At 52.5% G+C, this 19,282-nt stretch carries 20 protein-coding genes and 1 rRNA gene; 1 reads left to right on the top strand and 20 read right to left on the bottom strand.

Translation table 11 applies throughout. The features are described from left to right. Positions 1-273 precede the first annotated feature (273 nt). Together BBD41_RS18675 and BBD41_RS18670 are read right to left on the bottom strand one after the other, a co-directional pair. A 16S ribosomal RNA gene (locus BBD41_RS18675) occupies positions 274-1,828 on the bottom strand. Positions 1,829-2,466: 638 nt separating this feature from the next. Further along, positions 2,467-3,348, bottom strand: coding sequence for a nucleotidyltransferase-like protein (locus BBD41_RS18670; protein ID WP_077568130.1), 882 nt, complete (start codon positions 3,346-3,348; stop codon positions 2,467-2,469). Positions 3,349-3,570: 222 nt separating this feature from the next. Here BBD41_RS18670 and BBD41_RS18665 point away from each other — a divergent pair, with 222 nt between their 5' ends. Beyond that, on the top strand, positions 3,571-3,936 hold the full coding sequence (locus tag BBD41_RS18665; protein ID WP_077568131.1) for a DUF2614 family zinc ribbon-containing protein: 366 nt from the start codon (positions 3,571-3,573) through the stop codon (positions 3,934-3,936). A gap of 143 nt (positions 3,937-4,079) precedes the next feature. On the opposite strand, the gene BBD41_RS18660 is transcribed toward BBD41_RS18665, so the two are convergent. The 18 genes from BBD41_RS18660 to BBD41_RS18575 all read right to left on the bottom strand — a co-directional run bounded on the left by BBD41_RS18660 (position 4,080) and on the right by BBD41_RS18575 (position 19,279). Further along, on the bottom strand, positions 4,080-5,792 hold the full coding sequence (locus tag BBD41_RS18660) for a glycosyl hydrolase family 18 protein (RefSeq protein WP_099478431.1): 1,713 nt from the start codon (positions 5,790-5,792) through the stop codon (positions 4,080-4,082). A 121-nt stretch (positions 5,793-5,913) separates the two neighbouring features. Continuing rightward, complete coding sequence (gene perR, locus BBD41_RS18655; protein WP_007131640.1) at positions 5,914-6,333, bottom strand: peroxide-responsive transcriptional repressor PerR; 420 nt, start codon at positions 6,331-6,333, stop codon at positions 5,914-5,916. 88 nt (positions 6,334-6,421) lie between these two features. Further along, entirely contained in the window at positions 6,422-7,741 is a 1,320-nt protein-coding gene (locus BBD41_RS18650) for a DUF4097 family beta strand repeat-containing protein (protein WP_099478430.1), read from the bottom strand. Between the two features lie 66 nt (positions 7,742-7,807). Further along, positions 7,808-8,458, bottom strand: a complete 651-nt coding sequence (locus BBD41_RS18645; protein ID WP_099478429.1) for a hypothetical protein — start codon at positions 8,456-8,458, stop codon at positions 7,808-7,810. Between the two features lie 205 nt (positions 8,459-8,663). After that, positions 8,664-9,377: an MgtC/SapB family protein gene (locus BBD41_RS18640; protein WP_099478428.1), complete on the bottom strand. Its 714-nt coding sequence runs from the start codon at positions 9,375-9,377 to the stop codon at positions 8,664-8,666. Positions 9,378-9,429: 52 nt separating this feature from the next. After that, positions 9,430-9,891, bottom strand: a complete 462-nt coding sequence (locus BBD41_RS18635) for a GNAT family N-acetyltransferase (RefSeq protein WP_077568136.1) — start codon at positions 9,889-9,891, stop codon at positions 9,430-9,432. 115 nt (positions 9,892-10,006) lie between these two features. Continuing rightward, complete coding sequence (gene gatB, locus BBD41_RS18630) at positions 10,007-11,446, bottom strand: Asp-tRNA(Asn)/Glu-tRNA(Gln) amidotransferase subunit GatB (protein WP_007131645.1); 1,440 nt, start codon at positions 11,444-11,446, stop codon at positions 10,007-10,009. A 31-nt stretch (positions 11,447-11,477) separates the two neighbouring features. Continuing rightward, positions 11,478-12,935, bottom strand: a complete 1,458-nt coding sequence (gene gatA, locus BBD41_RS18625) for an Asp-tRNA(Asn)/Glu-tRNA(Gln) amidotransferase subunit GatA (protein WP_077568137.1) — start codon at positions 12,933-12,935, stop codon at positions 11,478-11,480. A gap of 20 nt (positions 12,936-12,955) precedes the next feature. Continuing rightward, on the bottom strand, positions 12,956-13,243 hold the full coding sequence (gatC, locus tag BBD41_RS18620) for an Asp-tRNA(Asn)/Glu-tRNA(Gln) amidotransferase subunit GatC (RefSeq protein ID WP_077568138.1): 288 nt from the start codon (positions 13,241-13,243) through the stop codon (positions 12,956-12,958). Between the two features lie 457 nt (positions 13,244-13,700). Beyond that, positions 13,701-14,081, bottom strand: coding sequence for a hypothetical protein (locus BBD41_RS18615; protein ID WP_007131648.1), 381 nt, complete (start codon positions 14,079-14,081; stop codon positions 13,701-13,703). A gap of 101 nt (positions 14,082-14,182) precedes the next feature. Beyond that, entirely contained in the window at positions 14,183-14,959 is a 777-nt protein-coding gene (locus BBD41_RS18610; protein WP_099478427.1) for an ABC transporter permease, read from the bottom strand. Continuing rightward, a complete protein-coding gene (locus BBD41_RS18605) occupies positions 14,956-15,879 on the bottom strand; it encodes an ABC transporter ATP-binding protein (protein WP_099478426.1) in 924 nt (307 codons plus the stop codon). Before BBD41_RS18605 ends, BBD41_RS18610 begins: the two co-directional genes overlap by 4 nt. Then, entirely contained in the window at positions 15,876-16,070 is a 195-nt protein-coding gene (locus BBD41_RS18600; protein ID WP_077568141.1) for a PLDc N-terminal domain-containing protein, read from the bottom strand. The genes BBD41_RS18605 and BBD41_RS18600 overlap by 4 nt, the downstream gene beginning before the upstream one ends. A gap of 53 nt (positions 16,071-16,123) precedes the next feature. After that, positions 16,124-16,321, bottom strand: coding sequence for a hypothetical protein (locus BBD41_RS18595; protein WP_077568142.1), 198 nt, complete (start codon positions 16,319-16,321; stop codon positions 16,124-16,126). Next, a complete protein-coding gene (locus tag BBD41_RS18590; RefSeq protein WP_099478425.1) occupies positions 16,314-16,655 on the bottom strand; it encodes a YxlC family protein in 342 nt (113 codons plus the stop codon). Before BBD41_RS18590 ends, BBD41_RS18595 begins: the two co-directional genes overlap by 8 nt. Further along, a complete protein-coding gene (gene sigY / locus BBD41_RS18585; protein ID WP_099478424.1) occupies positions 16,639-17,184 on the bottom strand; it encodes an RNA polymerase sigma factor SigY in 546 nt (181 codons plus the stop codon). The genes BBD41_RS18590 and sigY overlap by 17 nt, the downstream gene beginning before the upstream one ends. Before the next feature lie 1,077 nt (positions 17,185-18,261). After that, positions 18,262-18,450 (bottom strand): hypothetical protein, encoded by a 189-nt coding sequence (locus BBD41_RS18580; RefSeq protein WP_077568145.1) that lies wholly within the window; start codon positions 18,448-18,450, stop codon positions 18,262-18,264. 190 nt (positions 18,451-18,640) lie between these two features. After that, positions 18,641-19,279, bottom strand: coding sequence for an MBL fold metallo-hydrolase (locus BBD41_RS18575; RefSeq protein WP_077568146.1), 639 nt, complete (start codon positions 19,277-19,279; stop codon positions 18,641-18,643). Positions 19,280-19,282: the final 3 nt, after the last annotated feature.

Below are 19,282 nucleotides of genomic sequence, written 5' to 3'. Positions count from 1 at the left end.
GCTAAAAGGATATTTCTAAAACGCAAATTCGTTTCGTTATCTAGTTTTCAAGGATCAAATTCCTTCGGTCATTTAGCGACCGGAAGAATATCTTATCAATTCTCAGCGTTCTTGTCTACAAGAAAGATCTGGAATCAACAAGCTTGAGAGGTTGAACTCTCAAAACTGACCAACGAGTGAGTAGGTCGACTTTACTTCGTAAAGCCTATTTATCCGGCAGCTTGCGCTGACCGTATTTGTACCGCTTCGCTACGGAAGCGAGGTACTCCATAGAAAGGAGGTGATCCAGCCGCACCTTCCGATACGGCTACCTTGTTACGACTTCACCCCAATCATCTACCCCACCTTCGGCGGCTGGCTCCCGTAAGGGTTACCCCACCGACTTCGGGTGTTGTAAACTCTCGTGGTGTGACGGGCGGTGTGTACAAGACCCGGGAACGTATTCACCGCGGCATGCTGATCCGCGATTACTAGCAATTCCGACTTCATGCAGGCGAGTTGCAGCCTGCAATCCGAACTGAGACTGGCTTTTTAGGATTGGCTCCAGATCGCTCCTTCGCTTCCCGTTGTACCAGCCATTGTAGTACGTGTGTAGCCCAAGTCATAAGGGGCATGATGATTTGACGTCATCCCCACCTTCCTCCGGTTTGTCACCGGCAGTCACCTTAGAGTGCCCACCTTAAGTGCTGGCAACTAAGATCAAGGGTTGCGCTCGTTGCGGGACTTAACCCAACATCTCACGACACGAGCTGACGACAACCATGCACCACCTGTCTCCTCTGTCCCGAAGGCCGCCCCTATCTCTAGAGGATTCAGAGGGATGTCAAGACTTGGTAAGGTTCTTCGCGTTGCTTCGAATTAAACCACATACTCCACTGCTTGTGCGGGTCCCCGTCAATTCCTTTGAGTTTCAGTCTTGCGACCGTACTCCCCAGGCGGAATGCTTAATGTGTTAACTTCGGCACCAAGGGTATCGAAACCCCTAACACCTAGCATTCATCGTTTACGGCGTGGACTACCAGGGTATCTAATCCTGTTCGCTCCCCACGCTTTCGCGCCTCAGCGTCAGTTACAGCCCAGAGAGTCGCCTTCGCCACTGGTGTTCCTCCACATATCTACGCATTTCACCGCTACACGTGGAATTCCACTCTCCTCTTCTGCACTCAAGTTCCCCAGTTTCCAGTGCGTCCCGAAGTTGAGCCTCGGGTTTAAACACCAGACTTAAAGAACCGCCTGCGCGCGCTTTACGCCCAATAATTCCGGACAACGCTTGCCCCCTACGTATTACCGCGGCTGCTGGCACGTAGTTAGCCGGGGCTTTCTTCTCAGGTACCGTCACTCTCATAGCAGTTACTCTATGAGACGTTCTTCCCTGGCAACAGAGCTTTACGATCCGAAAACCTTCATCACTCACGCGGCGTTGCTCCGTCAGGCTTTCGCCCATTGCGGAAGATTCCCTACTGCTGCCTCCCGTAGGAGTCTGGGCCGTGTCTCAGTCCCAGTGTGGCCGTTCACCCTCTCAGGTCGGCTACGCATCGTCGCCTTGGTGAGCCGTTACCCCACCAACTAGCTAATGCGCCGCAGGCCCATCCTCAAGTGACAGATTGCTCCGCCTTTCATAACCCTGCCATGCAGCAGGTTTAATTATCCGGTATTAGCTACCGTTTCCGGTAGTTATCCCAGTCTTGAGGGCAGGTTGCCTACGTGTTACTCACCCGTCCGCCGCTAAGCTAATGGTTTCCCGAAGGAAACCGTTGCTCCGCTCGACTTGCATGTATTAGGCACGCCGCCAGCGTTCGTCCTGAGCCAGGATCAAACTCTCCAAAAAGGATCATCCTTTCGGATGATTGATTGAAAGAGCGATTAAGCTCATTTAGAAAAACTGACGAGAATTTGTTCAATTCTCTATTGTAACTCCCCGCCGAAGCGGTTCGTTTTTTACTCACTCGTTGTTCAGTTTTCAAAGATCAACCTGTGTTTCTTATCGTCATCCGCATCTCAGCGGCGACTTTTATAATATATCATATCGCCCATCTTTTCGTCAAGAACTTTTTTAAAAACTTTTTAATTCGACATTTTCTCAACCGAATTACCAAAGTCCCTTTCGAGGGGCGAGTTATAATGTATCACAGATCGATCGCGTTCGTCAACATTCTTTTTTTAAAAATTATTCGACTTCATATAACAAATGAAATCCTATATTGCTCGCTGCCTTGCTTCTATGAAAAGAGAATCACTCCTTCTAAACGAGTCCACTAGTGAGGAATTAATTTTCTCTGCCGCTGGTTTTGATCGGTGCTCTGAACACGTCTAACTCGGGGTCCTCTCCCATTCGTATAGGAAATTCCTTTGTGTCCAGGTCCAGCCATGCCCGGCTTAGACAACATGCACCGTACAGCATCAACCATCGCGATCAGATAGGGTCGCATTTAGAAAGAAACAAAAAGGAAGGACTCTCGTCCTTCCTCAGCATTCCGAATAATAGCGGATGGTTGAGAAGCCGTTATGCCAGGACTCCTTGCATACAGGGGCTTCCTTGACCAATGATCGATATACCAGGTTGCGCAGTACGATCTGGAGCTCTGCAGCCACCGGGGCGAGCTCCGGATGAAGGATCAGTTCCTGAATCGTCCACGGCGTGCGGCGGCTCCGCATCACGCGCAGGAGCAATGCTGCACATTTCTCCAGCTTCGACACCATGGAGAACTCATATGCAAGGAGCGCAAGCTCTAACCGCTGATCAAGTGTTTCCGTGCTGACCGTAAGCTCTTCATACAATTTCCGTACCGGGGTATTGAGTCCCGTCATTTGCTCCCATACCGCGATTTCCGGGTGTATGCCCCGTTCGATCAGCTCCAGCTCGGCCCAGTAATGAAGCCCTTCCAGAAGAGTATGATAGGCGTCCAAAATTCGGTCCTGCTTGATCAGCAGCTTAATGTCCACATACTTCTGCAGAAAATGAGCAAACCCAATAAACAGCTTTCGTTCCCGAATCGGCTCGGCGAATCTTAAGAAGTCACGTCGAAGCTTGGCGAGGCGATCCTCATGATCACTAATAATATCCCCTTCGAGAAAACAGCGGATCAATACCTTATGCTCCCCTTCAAGAAGCTCATGCTCCAATGCATCCATGCCGATGCTGATCACCTGGCACCGATCACCGTTTACCATAGAATGCTGGTTGGGAGGCTCGTCAGGTGTTCCATCATAGACGACTACGAGATTCATCTCGAAATCATGAACAGGCGAGCCCAGTATTGCGTCGTTCTTATTACGGTATGCAATCGCACCTATAGCTCCATCATCTACCGTATTTCCATAATATAAAGAAAAGTTGGCTAATTCCACGGTTCCCCTCCATACATTCCTTGGCGAACTTCAGCCATTTCAGTTATAATGTAATTCTACATGTCCATGTCAGTTCCTTCTTTTAGTAGATAAGAAAAAAGGGCGCCGGATTGCGTAGCTTTAGCAAGAATGCAGCCTTCTATTTAGATGCTCAAATGAATCTATGTTTGGTTTAATCATGACGATCCATTCAACATTTTAAAGACAGGAGTTTATGAAGCCATGATCTTTAAGAACGCAAAAATCAACGCTTTCCGCACATGGGGCTTGCTGCTGACCATGCTTGGCATGGGACTCATGGTCCTCGGAACGGCCGGTATCGTCTTCTGGGGCCAAGCCGGCAAAGTATTTGCAGGAGTCGGGTTAGTATTCGGTCTCATTATGATGATGGGCAGTCTGGCCATTTACTTCTGGGCCGGGATGCTCTCCACAAGCGCTGTTCAGATCCAGTGTCCGGAGTGCGACAAGCTGACCAAAATGCTGGGTAAGACAGACCGCTGCATGTTCTGCCACACGATCTTGACGCTCGATCCGAACCAGGCCAACATTACCGCAGAGGAACTGGAGTCCCAGAAGAGCTCGACTTAGCAAAACCGCTGGAAAACCGGACTACCCAAGAATTGGCCTTTCCCCGCCGCTTATAAGCCTCATAAACAGACAAAAAACCGGTTACCTTAATGGATAACCGGTTTTATTTATTTCCTCGATATCACCAGATGATGGCATTAAATCTAATCATGGATCGTATTTAGCACTTTCCATGCTTCAGGGACTGCAAAGCTTCGATTCCATGCCGCAATGCCGGCCAGCTCCAGCTTTTTAGCCAACTGAACGCGGGCTTTAAGGGATACGCCATCCTCCATCCAAATTCGGTTCATGGCGCCGCCTTCTTTAAACTGCACGTAATTTTGTCCCGTTGCTGCATCGAGGGTTCCGGAAAGCTTCCGCTCCTTCAGCAGAGTCTGCAGCTTTTCCATACCGATTGCCTTGGACGATACCTTGACTTCTCCTCCATCGCTCTCTTCTGTCCATACCCTCGTATATAATGGCACGCCTAATACGAGCTTGGATGGCGGTACTCCGTCCTCTTCGATAATGCGCCTAACAGACTGCTCCGCCCATGGAAGCGAGGCAACCGATCCGGCTCGGGGACTGGATGCCCAGTGCTCGTCGTAAGCCATTACCATCATGTAATCGACCGCTTCTCCCAGCCGTTGTCGATCCAGAAACAAGGACCACATTTCGCTGTTTGACTTCGGCGTCACATCGATGGAGAGGATCAAGCCCCGCTCCTTTGCGAACGGCCTCAGCTCACGCACAAACTGAACAACCTTATCTTTGTCCTTGGTATGGACATTCTCAAAATCGATGTTGATGCCGTCAAGCTTATACTGCTTGGCATAGGAAAGCATTTGCCCGATAATGCGGGATCTCCGGTCATACGTTGACAGCGCTTCGGTCGTTAGCTCAGGGTCAAAGCTGTTGTCCAGAAGCCCCCACACCTCCATGTCCCGTTTATGCGCCCAGGTAACATACGGCAACGAGGCTTTGGATTTGACGCTGCCTTCCGTATCGGCAATGCTGAACCAGGTAGGACTGACCACATTCACGCCGGGCATCGGCTCGATTTGATCAGGGCTCGGATTTCTCGTATACACGGCCTCCCACGCCAAATTAACGGATTTATTTTTCCATTCGCGCTCTGCTCGGGACGGTTTTTCGGCGATGACCGGAATGTCCTTCACTTCCCTCTTCGCAACCCGCTCCACCGGAACATATCCGGTATATCCGTTATCCGTTTGTACAAAATACCATCCTGCTTCCTCACGCCATATGCGCAGCCGCTGCCCAGCTGAAAGATCGAGCACGATCGGCGATTTTTTCCCCATGTCCGCTCTCATCGCAACCGTTCCGTCAGACTTGGCCGGTGCGGCCTCAGCCAACTGAATCGAATCGCCGGCCCGCATCAGGATAACCGCCCCGTCGGCCCCGTCCTCATGTACCGCTATGCCGTAATGCTCTTTGAGCGGCTTCATCGGAACATACACGATGCCGTCAACGAGCTCGGGTGCAACCGGATAAGTTAACGGCTTGCCGTTCAGCTCGCCCTCCCTTGATCCAATCTTCATCCGCAGCACCGATTCCGTGGTCGTAATAATTACCGACTTCGAATCCGGCTCGTAACGGATATTGCCGTCGACCGCCTCTTGAATCACCGGCAGCGGCAGCTTCAAATCCGCCTGGGTCCCCCGGGCAGCGTGATCCATAAGCTCTCCTTGAACAAAGATCGGCTTGTCCATCCCCAGCCAATCCGGGATAGTATGCTTTGAATTCGACGCCAGATCATTCATGACCCACCAAATTCCCGCAGCAATCAGTATGACGCCTATATAGAAGGAGCCTCTCCTGGCACGACGCTTTCTTCGATATCTTCTCCTTGCCAATACCTCTCCTCCATTTCCCCATCGATCGATACCATGTTCCGGGTATGCCCACAAATGGCTTCAAAAAAATAAGAACGTGTGGAATCGTGGATTCCGCGCGTTCTTCTAACCTAACCGATGTTTATTTGCAGGACTTGCAGAGCCCGTATAGCTCCATCCGCAGCCCCTTCACTTCAAACCCGGTACACTTCTCAGCCTGCACTTCCACATCTTTAAGGGACGGGTAGCTGAAATCTTCAATTTTTCCGCATTTCTCGCAAATAATATGATGGTGATCCGATACATTCGCATCGAAACGACTGGAATTATCGCCGTAAGTCAATTCGCGCACCATACCGGCTTCAATAAACATTTTCAAATTATTATATACAGTAGCTACGCTCATACTTGGAAAATTCGGCTCCAGAGCCCGATAAATATCATCCGCAGTCGGATGGCCCATGGATTCCACCAAATATGTTAAAATCGCATGACGTTGCGGCGTAATACGGACACCGGTCGTTTTAAGTTGTTCCAGCGCATGCTGCACGGAAGTTGCCATGGTTGCCCACCGCCTTCAAGTTGAACTAGGATTATCCGCAGCCTAAGCCGCTCTTATCCTTTATTGTACGGCGGCTGTTGGATTTTTGTCAATGCGGCAGAGGCGCCATGCCCCTGTTGTTGATGCTCTCCGAGCTTTCCGGATAGCTTCGGTAGATGTTCAGATCGCTGTTGCCCTCGATCTTGATCGAATGCTCGCCAGCTCCGGCTTCCCCGGAAATCGTCTTCTGCTCGATGAACAGATTAGGCAGCGTGGTTAAAATACGGCCGTAGCTGATCGTTCCCTCCAGCTTGTAATCCCCTTCAAGCGGAATATGAAGCTTCATTTCTCCCACCGCACTATATATGTTCCAGTCGCCGCCGACCTTCGTTGAGCGGATCGTCACGCTGCCATTCAACGACTCTGCGCTCAGATCGGCCGGGACGTCGCTAACCAGAATATGGCCGTTTCTCGTCTGCACGTGAATATGATTTAATGCCCTTTTAACCGTCATGTTGCCGACTTGCGAGCTGAGATCCGTTTCCCCCGCAATATCGACAGCGGTCATGCTCCCCCGGTTCGTTGACAGCTTGAGATCTCCGATAATCCCCCGGGCCATAACCTCCCCGTTAAGCGTCTTCCCCGTCACATTTCCGTAGATGCCGGCAAGCGAGATAGGACCGTTGCCGGTTTCGAGCGAGATTTTATCGATCGCCTGCACGTCTTTAAGCGAGATCCCGCCGTTCATCGTCCGCACTTCCATATTGAACCGCCTGTCATCCGGCACAGATATATTGAGATTGATGCGGGGCTGCCTTTTGCCCGATTCCCCGTACGATTTTCCTTTAGATCGAATCGTGACGGTGCTTCCCTCCGTTGCTTCAACGACGCTTTGCTCCGCGATGGCTGCGGCCATGCTCGGCTCCTCCTGATCGACCCATATCTCGGCCTCAACGATAATATCATCCACATTCCGCCGCACGACGGAGATGTCGCCGTTCAGATGATCGATCACGATCTTATCCGTGCTGAGCTCGGCCGGGATTTCCAGGACAGGCTTGTCGAAACGATTATCCGCCGCTTCGCTGTAGTCGACGCCGGCAGCCGTCAAATTCAGGCTGACGCGGTTCCATAAATGGAGAAAATGCTCCTGCTGGGAGATAACGAATACGGACGCCGTTAAAAAGACGGTAAGGCCGACGCCGCGGAGATCGGGACGAAACCGGAATTCCTTCCGGCGTCCCAGCACGACCGACAACGAATAACGCACCAAGTATTCCATCCCGAGCAGGACGAACAGCAGCGGCCACCACCGCTGGAGCAGAAACACATAGTCCGTCCCTTTCCACTCGTCCATCAGCAATAGTACCCCGGTGCTGATCAGCAATACAGCCGCTGTATAGCGTCCTACTCTCACTCTAGGCTTCATCCGTCTCCTCCCTTCACCGCTATTCTATAGCTTTAAACGCTTGTCTTCTTGTGATTCACCGCTATTCTATAGCTTTAAATGCTTGTCTTCTTGTGAAGAAGCGCCCCGTCCGTGAAAGCTGCGTTTGCTCTTTCGATGCCGGGTCGCTTCCCGGACAGCAACCCACGCCCCGGCGGCAATCAGCACCACTGCGCTTGCTTCCGTGCCGTAATCGCGTATTACGGACTGAAGCCAGGGCGGTTTGGTATGAAACAAGATGAGCAGGGCTCCCGAACCGACCAGCGTAATGCCAAAGGCCGCCCCCCGCTCGCCGCGAAACGGATTGCCTCTTCGCTTCCCGTCAATAACCGGGGCTCCGACGCTCTCGCTCCTTCTCTTATGGGATAGGATCACTTCGGCGGATTGCAGCGCATCATACACATTATAGAAATAGCCCACCGGGATCAGCAGTCCAAGCACGACGAGCAAAGGAACATTGATCTGCATGCCGATCGAGGAAAAATACAATAATGCGGAGATATCCAGCAGAAGCAGCATAATAAACGTAATGCCCCGGCGATACATGCCAAGGTAAATATGACCCATGCCCGGGATGAGCGCAGCCAATAAGAGGGCGAATAGCTTCCGCTGCCTGCCCCGCATGCCCCGATACCGTTTCACACGGATTTTGCGCGGTTTATTCCCCCGAGCGGTCCTTTGTTCAGGTGCTGTACGCATAATCTTCCCTCCTTCCGGCATGCCGTATTTACGTAGATCACGCAGTTCGCGGTTTTCTTTGATAGTACCCTAACCGAAGCGTGAAGTAACTGGCAAAAAACTGGATAGAGCCCTTCTGAGCTCATACGAAAGCCAGCAGCTTCTCCTAAAAAACGGCAGCTGCCTTTGATCAGCAGCTGCCGTTTTTCAATAGGTTCATTACGAATTATTCCGCCGTCACCATGCAGACTTGCCCGATGGTCCGTATGCGCCGCGTGATTTCAACCGGCTCGAATTTCCGGTCGGTTAAGACCTGCAGGGAAATCTCCAGCATCGGGAGCGCAGGCTGTAATTCACCGTAAGGAACCGTACTCCGTTCGTTGACGACCAATTTTTTGATGACAAAGCCCTGCTCCTCAAGAATTCCGGACACCTCATCCAGGACACCGGGCGTGTTCGCGGCATGGACGGTAATCAGATGGAGCTTGCTTCCCCGAATGTAGCGCTGCTCCAGCTTATTGAAGACCACCAGATTGAGCAGGATCAGCAGCGTGGACACGATTGCCGCAAAATAAAACCCCGCCCCCACGGCAAGCCCGATGGCGCCTACGACCCAAACCGAGGCAGCCGTCGTCAAGCCGGTGATCGATTTGCCCGTGAACAGGATGGTGCCCGCCCCGAGAAAGCCGATGCCGGTAATGACGGCGGTAGCCAGTCGCGCTGGGTCGATCCGGACGTTGACTTCGGCAACAAAATCCGCAAAGCCGTAGATGGATAGCAGCATAATTAACGAAGAACCGAGACAGACCAGAATATGCGTGCGCAAACCGGCGGCATGGTTCGAGCGCTCCCTTTCAAACCCGATCAAGCCTCCAAGCAGCATGGAGAGCAGCAGACGAAGCAGTATCGTCACATTGTCGATCACCCATGGATTATTCAAAATGCAGTGCCCTCCTCATGATGATTGCGTTGAAGTTTACGCGTATTGGCTTCTATGGATGAACCCTTAGATGGAATTCGGTCAGCTCCACACCCGGAGCGACCTCAAAGGCATGATCCCTCACAAAACCGAACTTCTCGTACAACGCGACGGCCGGCGTATTCCGCGTTCCCGTCGAAACGATAAATAAAGGAACCTCCCCGTAGCTGTCCAGGACGTGGCGGACCAGCGATCCGGCGATCCCCTTCCGGAAATGGCCGGGATGCACCATCATTCGGGAGATCGTCACCTGATGGGGCTCAGGTTCAACCGCGATGGCACCGATAAGTTCTCCATCATGATCTATATACCCATAGAAGGTTTCTCCGCATTCACGAAGAGTCTCAAATGTATCAAGCAGCGGCGGAATTTCAGAGAAGCCGATCAATTCGGCCTCGAGCGGATAAGCCATATGCTGCAGAGCCCATATTTGCTGTACCGTGTCCCGGTCTTCCAGAGATAAGCGGGTAATCATTTTGACGTAAGCTCCTTCGTCGCATATTTTAAAAAGGAACTTGCCCCTGTCAGAGGGACAAGCTCCGTTCTATCGGTATCCCTGCCGGTATAAGTTCATGCCATGCAGCCTTGGATCAGCCGTTTAGCACTTCTACCAGCAGTTTATTCACGAGCGCAGGGTTTGCTTTCCCTTTGCTCTCTTTCATCACTTGACCAACCAGGAAGCCGATGGCCTTCTGCTTGCCTGCCTTATAATCCTCCACGGATTGCGGATTATTCGCAACGACCTGCTCCACAATGCTCTTGATCGCACCTTCGTCGCTGATTTGGACCAGTCCTTTTTCCTCAACGATTTGGGCAGGGAGCTTACCGCTTTCCAGCATCTCCTTAAAGACCGTCTTGGCGATCTTGCTGCTGATGGTGCCTTTCTCGATTAAGCCGATCATTTCACCGAGGCCTTGTCCGGTAATCTTAACCTGGGAAAGCTCCAGATTATTCGCATTCAAATACCCCAGCAAATCGCCCATGATCCAGTTGGACACCGACTTGGCGTCCTTCGTATAGTTCAGGCTGTCTTCGAAAAAGTCCGCGAGCGGCTTGGACGCCGTAATGACGGCCGCATCATAATCCGGAAGACCGTACTCCGAAGTATAGCGCGCTTTCCGTGCATCCGGGAGCTCCGGAATCGTCGCGCGGACCGCTTCTTTCCACTCCTCGCTGATATGCACCGACACCAGGTCCGGGTCCGGGAAGTAGCGGTAGTCATGCGCCTGTTCCTTGCCGCGCATCGAGAACGTTTTGCCCTGCGCCTCATCCCAGCGGCGGGTCTCCTGAACGATCACACCGCCTTCATCGAGCACCTCAGCCTGACGGAACTGCTCATATTCAAGCCCCCGCTGCACGCCGCGGAAGGAGTTCATGTTCTTCAGCTCGGCCTTCGTTCCGAATTCCTTCTGTCCCCAAGGCCGAAGACTGATGTTGGCGTCGCAGCGAAGCGAGCCCTCTTCCATCTTCACGTCGGAAACTTCACAATACTGCATGATCGCACGCAGCTTCTCCAGATAGGCCTTCGCCTCCTCCGGCGAGGATATTTCCGGCTCGGATACGATCTCGACGAGCGGTGTTCCTACCCGGTTAAAGTCAACGAGCGATGCGTAGCCACCATCCACGTGCGTCAGCTTGCCCGCATCTTCCTCCAAATGGAGACGGGTAATTCCGATCCGCTTCGTCTTCCCGTCAACTTCGATATCAATCCATCCGTTCAGTCCGATCGGCTGGTCGTATTGCGAAATTTGGTAGGCTTTCGGTGAATCCGGATAGAAATAGTTCTTCCGGTCGAATTTGCTGACGTCGCTGATCGTGCAGTTCAGTGCCATGGCAGCTTTCATCGCATATTCGACGGCCTGGCGGTTCAGCACCGGCAGTACGCCAGGATGTCCGAGGCAGATCGGGCATGTATGGGTATTCGGCGGCGCCCCGAACGCCGTGGAGCATCCGCAGAAAATTTTCGAATTCGTGTGCAGCTCGACATGGACTTCCAGTCCGATGACCGTTTCATATTTTGATGTAGACATTCTCTCGTATTCCCTCCTTCTTCCACGCGTTTTACAGCTCAGGGCGGCGCTTGTGATGGTCCGTATTCTGCTCGAAGGCGTGCGCCACCCGCAGAACCGTCGACTCGTCGAACGCTTTGCCGATGATCTGCATGCCGACCGGCAATCCGTCCGCAAATCCGCAAGGCACGCTCACGGCCGGTACACCGGCCAAGCTGACCGGAATCGTCAATATATCGTTCAAGTACATCGTCAGCGGATCATCAACTTGGGTGCCCAGCTTGAAGGCCGTCGTTGGCGCGGTTGGTCCAATCACCACGTCATACTGCTCAAATACCTTGTCGAAGTCCTGCTTGATCAGCGTCCGCGCTTTTTGCGCCTTCAAATAGTAAGCATCGTAATAACCGGAGCTGAGCGCATAAGTCCCCAGCATGATCCGGCGCTTTACCTCATCCCCGAAGCCTTGGCTGCGGGATTCATGGTACAGATCGATAAGGCTGCCCGAGTTATCGGCGCGAACGCCGTAACGTACGCCGTCAAAACGGGCCAGATTCGAAGAAGCTTCCGAAGAAGCCAGCAAGTAATACGTCGCTACGGCATATTCCGTGTGCGGAAGGGAAACTTCTTCCCATACGGCGCCGAGACTCTCGAGCACCTTCAACGCATTCATGACCGTTTCCTTCACTTCGGCATCGACGCCTTCGCCCAGATACTCCTTCGGCACGGCAATACGCAATCCCGAAATGTCGCCGGTCAACGCGCTCAAATAATCCGGCACGTCCACTTTGGCGGAAGTCGAATCCATCGGATCATATCCGGCGATCGCCTGCAGGACGTAAGCGGAATCCTCGACATTTTTCGTAATCGGTCCGATCTGGTCGAGCGAGGATGCGAAGGCAACCAAGCCGAAACGGGATACGAGTCCGTATGTCGGCTTCAGTCCGACCACGCCGCAATAGGAAGCGGGTTGGCGGATCGATCCGCCGGTGTCGGAGCCGAGGGTGAAGTAAGCTTCGCCCGCTGCCACAGCCGCGGCGGAACCGCCGCTTGAGCCGCCCGGAACCCGCTCCAGATCCCATGGATTGCGAACCGGATAAAAGCTGGAGTTCTCGTTCGAGCCTCCCATCGCGAATTCATCCATATTCAGCTTGCCGATCGTCACGATATCCGCCTGTCGCAGCTTGCCGACTACCGTCGCATCATACACCGGATTGAAATTGGACAGGAATTGGCTTGCACAGGTGGTCCGCAGTCCCTCCGTTACAATATTATCCTTGATGCCGGCAGGAAGGCCGAACAGCAAACCGCGGCTCTCGCCGGAGGCAAGCTTGCTATCCAAGGCCTTGGCCGCCTTACGTGCTCCCTCTTCATCTAACGTAATAAAAGCCTTCACCCGGTCCTCACGCTCACCGATGCTTGTGAAGGCTTGGTCCACCAAATCGGATACGGAAAGCTCCTTATCATGAAGCTTGTTATGTATTTCCGACAATTTGAAATCAAACAGGCTCAAGTATGTCTCCTCCCTTCAGGCTATTCCAGTACAGCCGGCACTTTGAATTGATCGTCTTCTTCATCCGGCGCATTCAGCAGCACCTTCTCGATCGGCAGGCTCTCGCGAACCTCGTCTTCCCTCATGACATTGCTTAGATGAAGAACGTGCGTGGTTGGCTCTACGCCGTCTGTATCCAGTTCATTTAACTTCTCGGCATATTGTAAAATCGCGTTCAGTTGGCCGGTAAACATCTCTTCTTCTTCCGGCGTCAAGTTCAGACGGGCCAGCTTGGCGACATGCTGAACGTCTTGGACAGTAATGCTCATGGCTTGGACTTCCTCCTTCGTGCCCCAGATGATGAATGGGGTAAAGTCTGTCTCGATAACTTTTCTCATTATATTGTAGAAGCATGCAAGATTCAATCGAAACGGAAAGCTCGGATCCTCGCCGTTTTTTTCCGGGATGAATCCTTCGCGAAGCTTGTCCGCCACGAAACCATGGAATTCACGGTGATTAGGACGCAGAACGCTGGATGCCGGGGAGTCGAAGCTGGAACCATGGCTCATCCCCGCATCTTCTTGCCCTCCGAAAGGCATCCCTGCAGACATACTCCGATATCATGCATTTCTGTTTCATACTCATAAAAAAACGCCCTATCGAGGTACTACCAATGAAGACAGGCCGCGTTTAACGGTAGTTTTTCTGGTGATATCAGCCAGGAGATCCTCCGAAGCCTTATACCATCTGATATCTACAAAAAAGAGCCGGCCAAAGCCGACTCTTCTAAATCCAGGCACGAAGATTCACTTGCTTGATGAAATCGGCCTGGGACATCGTTTCTTTCGATTCTTCCTCTTCTTCAACAGCTTGCAACTCGCCGTTCATCACCTGATGGAACAGCTTCTCGTTATATGTCGACAGGGCGAAATCGATGAGCGCTTCCCGCTCGATCCGCTCGGCTTCCTGTTTCAACACGACAGATTCCAGCTCGACATCGCTTGCCGGAACGAAGAAATTACGGTTGAGGTTCGGAATCCGAATGACGTAATCAAACGCATTGTCCGGATTTCGGTCATAGGCGATCAAATATCCGTATTGACCAATTGGAAGATTCTGCTCAAAGGCGTCCGCGACGATTGTAATCTTTTCCCCTAAACGAAGCATCGTCTACCTCCTGAGTTGTCTATCCTTATCTCCATAGTCTACTAGAAAAAGCTAGAGATGTCCATGCTCAATAAGGAAATCTAGCAAAGCTCCGGCGGCATCTAGACTTGCGGCGATAACGGCCGACGTTTCAGTAGTAGAGCTGCCGCTGCGGTTGACAGAGCGATCAAGCATATGGCCGACACCGCAGGTGCCCACGCTGATGGGTCTCCGCCTGTAAGCCATTCCGTGGCGATTGCGCTCAAGCGGCCGGGGCTCCATAGAAGATGCGAAGGGAGCAAGGAAGCGAGCATCGTCAGCGCGGCTGCCGTTCCCAAAGCGATGAATGCCGCAGCTGGACCGCGAAGCACCGCTCCGAGCGGGAGCACGAGCGTTACGATCCAAGCGAGCCAAGCGACGTAGAAGACGCCCGCCCGGAGCATCGGTCCCCATTCCAGCGCGCCGATCAGCTGAGACGTATAATAAGCCGATCCAGCATAGCCCAGTACGAACGATACAATCAACAGAGACATCATTGCGGTCCACTTGGCGATCATCATCGGCAGCACGGAGGACATCCGGGGCAGCACAAGCTCGGCCGTTCCGTTCGAGCGCTCCCCTGCCACCGTATTCATTCCCGACAGCACAAGCACCAGCAGACCAATCGTGCTGAACTGGCTCAATGTAGAGGCCAGGACTTCCTCGGGCGGCGGTACCTTAATCAAAGCAGCCGCTTCCGGCGGAAGATCGCCGGACATCATCAGAATGTCGGGCAAGTAATACATCATGACCGGCTGCATGACGCCAAGGAGCAGGAACACGGCAGGCACCCATATCCATTTATATGACCGCGCGGCTTCCAACATTTCTTTTTTTAAATGAATCCAAAACATGCTCATGCCCCTACCACCTTCATAAACATATCTTCCAGCGAGGAAGCGCCTGCTTCGATGCGTTGAAACCGGATTCCGGCATCGGCCATTTCCCGCACCAATGTCGCTCTGGCTTCATCCATATCATGAACGACCAGCCTGGCAGCGCGATTGCGAATTTCGGCCTCTTCGATAAAAGCTCTCTCCGGCAAACGCCGAAGCCAATCAGCTTCCCGTTCGCCAGGCTCAACCTCCAGCAGCAGGAGCGGTTGACGGTACTTGGCCCGCAGCTCAGACAGTTCCCCTTGTTCGGCAATTCGTCCATCGACCATCAGCACCATGCGATCGCAGACCTCCTCTGCATCATGAAGCACATGCGTGGAGAACAGAATCGTCACCTCGCCTCGAAGCCGGTCCAGCAGATCCATCACTTCACGGCGCCCGATCGGGTCAAGCGCGGAAACCGGCTCGTCCAGCAGGATCAATTCGGGCTCGTGCACAAGCGCCTGGGCGATGCCAAGCCGCTGTTTCATTCCTCCGGAATACCCCGATATCCGGCGTTTGGCGGCTTCCCGCAGGCCGACCATTTCAAGCACCTCAAGGCTTCGAAGTTTGGCTTGTTTGCCGGACAAGCCCGACAGCCTGGCACTGAAGATCAAATATTCCAAGCCGGACATCCAACCGTAAAATTTCGGGTACTGGGGAAGGTATCCAATCCGATTACGCCAATGATGGTTATCTCCACCTGTATTCCCATACCGGATCTCTCCTTGGGACGGTGATAAAAGGCCTGCTAGCATGCGCAGCGTCGTGGTTTTGCCGGCTCCGTTGGGACCGAGCAGCGCGGTGCAGCTGCCCCGCTCCAAACCGAATGAAATGCCTTTGACAGGCGTCAGACTCCCCATATTCTTAGTCAAGTTGTGAATGTGAAGCACAGGTTCCATCATGCAGCCCTCCTCCCTCCGATGAAGTAGGCGACGCTGCCGAGGATGTTTCCTAGTATAATAATCAGCACCCACATCCATTTCGGTCCTCGGATTTGTTCTGTTTCCGCCTTGGTTAAAGACACCAGGGCCGTTACACCCAGCACAGCCTGCAGCGCAATAATCGGCCAGATTAATCCCCAATTGATCTCCATTTTGATCACCCTTCTATATATAGAATAGGACCGGTGGTCTCCTCATTTCCGCCTTACTGTCTCCGAACCACCAACAAAACGTAAAGCAGCAGCGGCAGCGGAAACGTTGTAGAGCCCCATATCCCCCAAAACCAAGCCCATTTCCCAAGCCCGCGCTTGCGCGCATCAACGAACAGAGAGGTCCCTTGAGTCAGGACCAGCACAACAATCAGTACAAGCAGCCATACCGGGACCGTGCTTACATCATTCATGGGATCCCTTCTTTCCGGCGGATCTTAGTTTCCTGGAGCTTGCGAGAATCACGATCCCTGCCAGCATGCTGGCTCCATGGATCAGGATCAGCACCATCGGTGCGGCCAACGCCGCCATACAAACGATGCTTACGATGAGCAAGGCTGTCAGCATAAAGAGCACCAGCTCGTATTTCATCCGGCGCCGCTTTCGCCAAAGGGTATGTGCCGCGAGCATCTGAAATTCCTCCAAGGAGGGCGATGGTCCCTCATCAAACACCCGTTCCAGACGCTCGAGATCCCGGCTTAAGCCCTCCAGCAAAATCTCGTTTTCCGTATCAGGCTTGTTCGCCATCCATCTTCAACTCCTTCCGCAATTGCTTAATGCCATAAGCGGTTCTAGATTTAACCGTACCTTCCGGTATGCCGAGCATATCGCCGATCTCCTCGTAACTGTAGCCGTAATAATGCTTCAGCAGAATCGCGATCCGATGCTCTTCGGACAGCCCGGCAAGGCCATCCAACAAATCGGTCCACTCCTCCCCCTGCCGCTCCATCTGCCAGCGAAGCCGTCTGACCGACCGCTGCTGCTCTTCCTCAAGCCACCTTTTCTCCCGCTTTCTCTTTCGGGTGCGGTCGATATAGAGCCTGGTGGCAATCGTAATCATCCAAGAAGAGAAGGACGAGGTCCCGTTATATCGCGACAGATTCTCCATGCAGCGAATCACGGTGTCCTGGGCGGTATCCTCTGCCACGGTTTGATCCATCGTGATCTTCAGCAGGTATTTATATAAAAAGCTGTAATGGTGCTTAAAAAGCTGCCCCATTGCATTCGTATCGCCTTGCTGCGCTTTTCGTATCCAATCCTCTTCTTCAAGGATCATTGCGAAACCATCACCTTCTTTCCTCTTCCATCGTAGTACGATCTGCTCTATGGAATCGTTCAAATCGAAATATATTTTCTTTATCGGCTGCACTCGCAAGGGCAACTAATAGGCTGTGTGTTGGATGTCCAGTAGGGCCGACCGCATGGCCAATGGCGATAGAGCCAAGCTAAGGACTCCAATGGCCCTAGCGCAAGGCCATGTGCAGGGGCAGTAAACCTCGTGCTGGGGCCCCGGTACGGCCAACCGCGAGGACTCCGATGGGCTAAGCGCACCGACGTCGTACAAAGTAGTGTTTGCCTTAACAAAAGGGGTGCATTCAAGGCGGGCCTAACGGGGAAGAAAATGTGTGTCACAAGTACCTAAAAGGAACTTGTTCCGGCAATAGTGGGCGGTTTGCGCTTCACAAGTACCTAAAAGGGACTTGCTCCGGAATTGGAGGGCCGTTTGCGCTCCACAAGTACTTAAAAGGGACTTGTTCCGGCAGTGGAGGGCGGTTTGCGTTCTACAAGTACTTAAAAGGGACTTGTTCCGGCGTTTGGGGGCGGTTTGCGTTCTACAAGTACTTAAAAGGGACTTGTTCCGGCGTTTGGGGGCGGTTTGCGCTCTACAGTACCTAAAAGGGACTTGTTCCCGCGATTGCGGGTCGTTTGCGCTCTATAAGTACCTAAAAGGGACTTGTTCCGGCGTTTGGGGGCGGTTTGCGCTCTACAAGTACCTAAAAGGAACATGTTCCGGCAATAGTGGGCGGTTTGCGCTCTAAGACAGCGAGAACAACAAAATTACCTAAAATAAAAGAGCCCCTCATGTAGAACGCACGTTTAACTCCGCGCCCTTAATAAGGAGCTCCAAGGTATACCCGTATGACAACTAATATGATTTCCTACCGCGCCAAAAAAGTCAATCCTGATCGTTTATCTGAATTAAGCTATGACTGTGTAGTCATGTCCCTTGTCCGCACTTCCCGATTCATATACATTGCCCGTATTACCTACCTTACCCATGCTGCCGCGTAATGTACTTTGTAAACTCTGCCCTGAATAGTCTCTATCCCGCTCTGCTCTGATGAAAATCTATCTACTCATGGTATCTTATGTACTGCAGACGTTGATGCCATGGCTGCCGGACGAGCGCTTCCCCCTTTACCAGCCGACTCCACACGATTGATGATATCTCCGGTTGCGCTCGCAGATGATGGTCTCTCGACATTTCTTCCTTGCTTCCGGCTACGTATCCGTCCAAAAGCGACAACTCATCTTTTCTCACAGCGACTCCCCCTAATAACATCCATCCCCAACATAAAAACGCGCATAAAGGCCCATAAAATAAAAGAACGCAAACCGGGACGGATTCCACAGTCTGCGTGCTTCGCAATGGGTAACATTTAATTAACCGTATTGTATCAATCTTGTCTTCGTTTGTCCAGACATAATTCTCGATTTTTGTCGTAATTATGTTAGCTTCTGGCCGGAACGTACGGATTATGCTGTTTTTCATACCCGATTTTGGTCCGGGGTCCGTGTCCGGGATATACGACAACCTCGTCGGAAAAGGAATACAGCGTATTCTGGATGGAATGGATTAAATCCCGTTCCCGCCCTCCAGGCAGATCGGTACGTCCAACCCCCATCCGGAAGAGCACGTCCCCTGAGAAGAGGTCATTTCCACATAGGAAGCTGACGCTTCCCGGCGAATGGCCCGGCGTATGGTACACCTTGAAGGTTTCGCCGATCAGCTGCAGCTCAAGCCCATCCGCCAGATCGTATTCAGCGGGCCCGGTGGACAGCGGCGGACAAACCTCCGGCCATCTCGTCGACCCGTTCAGCTTCGGATTGGTCAGCCATTCGCTCTCCATCGTATGCAGATAAACCGGACATCCCTTCAGCTTGCGAATCTCCTCTACGCCGCCCATATGATCAAAATGCGCATGCGTCAGCAGGATCGCTTCAATCTCTAAATCTGCTATTCGTTTGACAAGCGGAGCTGGATTCATCCCCGGATCAATGATGATCGCTTTGCCTTCCTCGCTGCCTCTCAGCAAATATGCATTGGTTTCCAGCGGCCCCAAGCTAAAGGTTTCGATATGAAGCGCCATTAT

Source organism: Paenibacillus ihbetae, assembly GCF_002741055.1.
Classification (GTDB): domain Bacteria; phylum Bacillota; class Bacilli; order Paenibacillales; family Paenibacillaceae; genus Paenibacillus_AQ; species Paenibacillus_AQ ihbetae.
The sequence above is the reverse complement of the archived record's forward strand: the minus strand, read 5'-3'. Positions and strand labels throughout refer to the sequence as shown.

Coding starts and splice junctions, on each gene's coding strand:
- BBD41_RS18665 (WP_077568131.1), top strand. CDS start 3,571: ATGATCTTTAAGAACGCAAAAATCAACGCTTTCCGCACATGGGGCTTG.
- perR (WP_007131640.1), bottom strand. CDS start 6,333: ATGGCAACTTCCGTGCAGCATGCGCTGGAACAACTTAAAACGACCGGT.
- BBD41_RS18650 (WP_099478430.1), bottom strand. CDS start 7,741: ATGAAGCCTAGAGTGAGAGTAGGACGCTATACAGCGGCTGTATTGCTG.
- BBD41_RS18645 (WP_099478429.1), bottom strand. CDS start 8,458: ATGCGTACAGCACCTGAACAAAGGACCGCTCGGGGGAATAAACCGCGC.
- BBD41_RS18635 (WP_077568136.1), bottom strand. CDS start 9,891: ATGATTACCCGCTTATCTCTGGAAGACCGGGACACGGTACAGCAAATA.
- gatB (WP_007131645.1), bottom strand. CDS start 11,446: ATGTCTACATCAAAATATGAAACGGTCATCGGACTGGAAGTCCATGTC.
- gatC (WP_077568138.1), bottom strand. CDS start 13,243: ATGAGCATTACTGTCCAAGACGTTCAGCATGTCGCCAAGCTGGCCCGT.
- BBD41_RS18615 (WP_007131648.1), bottom strand. CDS start 14,081: ATGCTTCGTTTAGGGGAAAAGATTACAATCGTCGCGGACGCCTTTGAG.
- BBD41_RS18610 (WP_099478427.1), bottom strand. CDS start 14,959: ATGAGCATGTTTTGGATTCATTTAAAAAAAGAAATGTTGGAAGCCGCG.
- BBD41_RS18605 (WP_099478426.1), bottom strand. CDS start 15,879: ATGATGGAACCTGTGCTTCACATTCACAACTTGACTAAGAATATGGGG.
- BBD41_RS18600 (WP_077568141.1), bottom strand. CDS start 16,070: ATGGAGATCAATTGGGGATTAATCTGGCCGATTATTGCGCTGCAGGCT.
- BBD41_RS18595 (WP_077568142.1), bottom strand. CDS start 16,321: ATGAATGATGTAAGCACGGTCCCGGTATGGCTGCTTGTACTGATTGTT.
- BBD41_RS18590 (WP_099478425.1), bottom strand. CDS start 16,655: ATGGCGAACAAGCCTGATACGGAAAACGAGATTTTGCTGGAGGGCTTA.
- sigY (WP_099478424.1), bottom strand. CDS start 17,184: ATGATCCTTGAAGAAGAGGATTGGATACGAAAAGCGCAGCAAGGCGAT.
- BBD41_RS18575 (WP_077568146.1), bottom strand. CDS start 19,279: ATGGCGCTTCATATCGAAACCTTTAGCTTGGGGCCGCTGGAAACCAAT.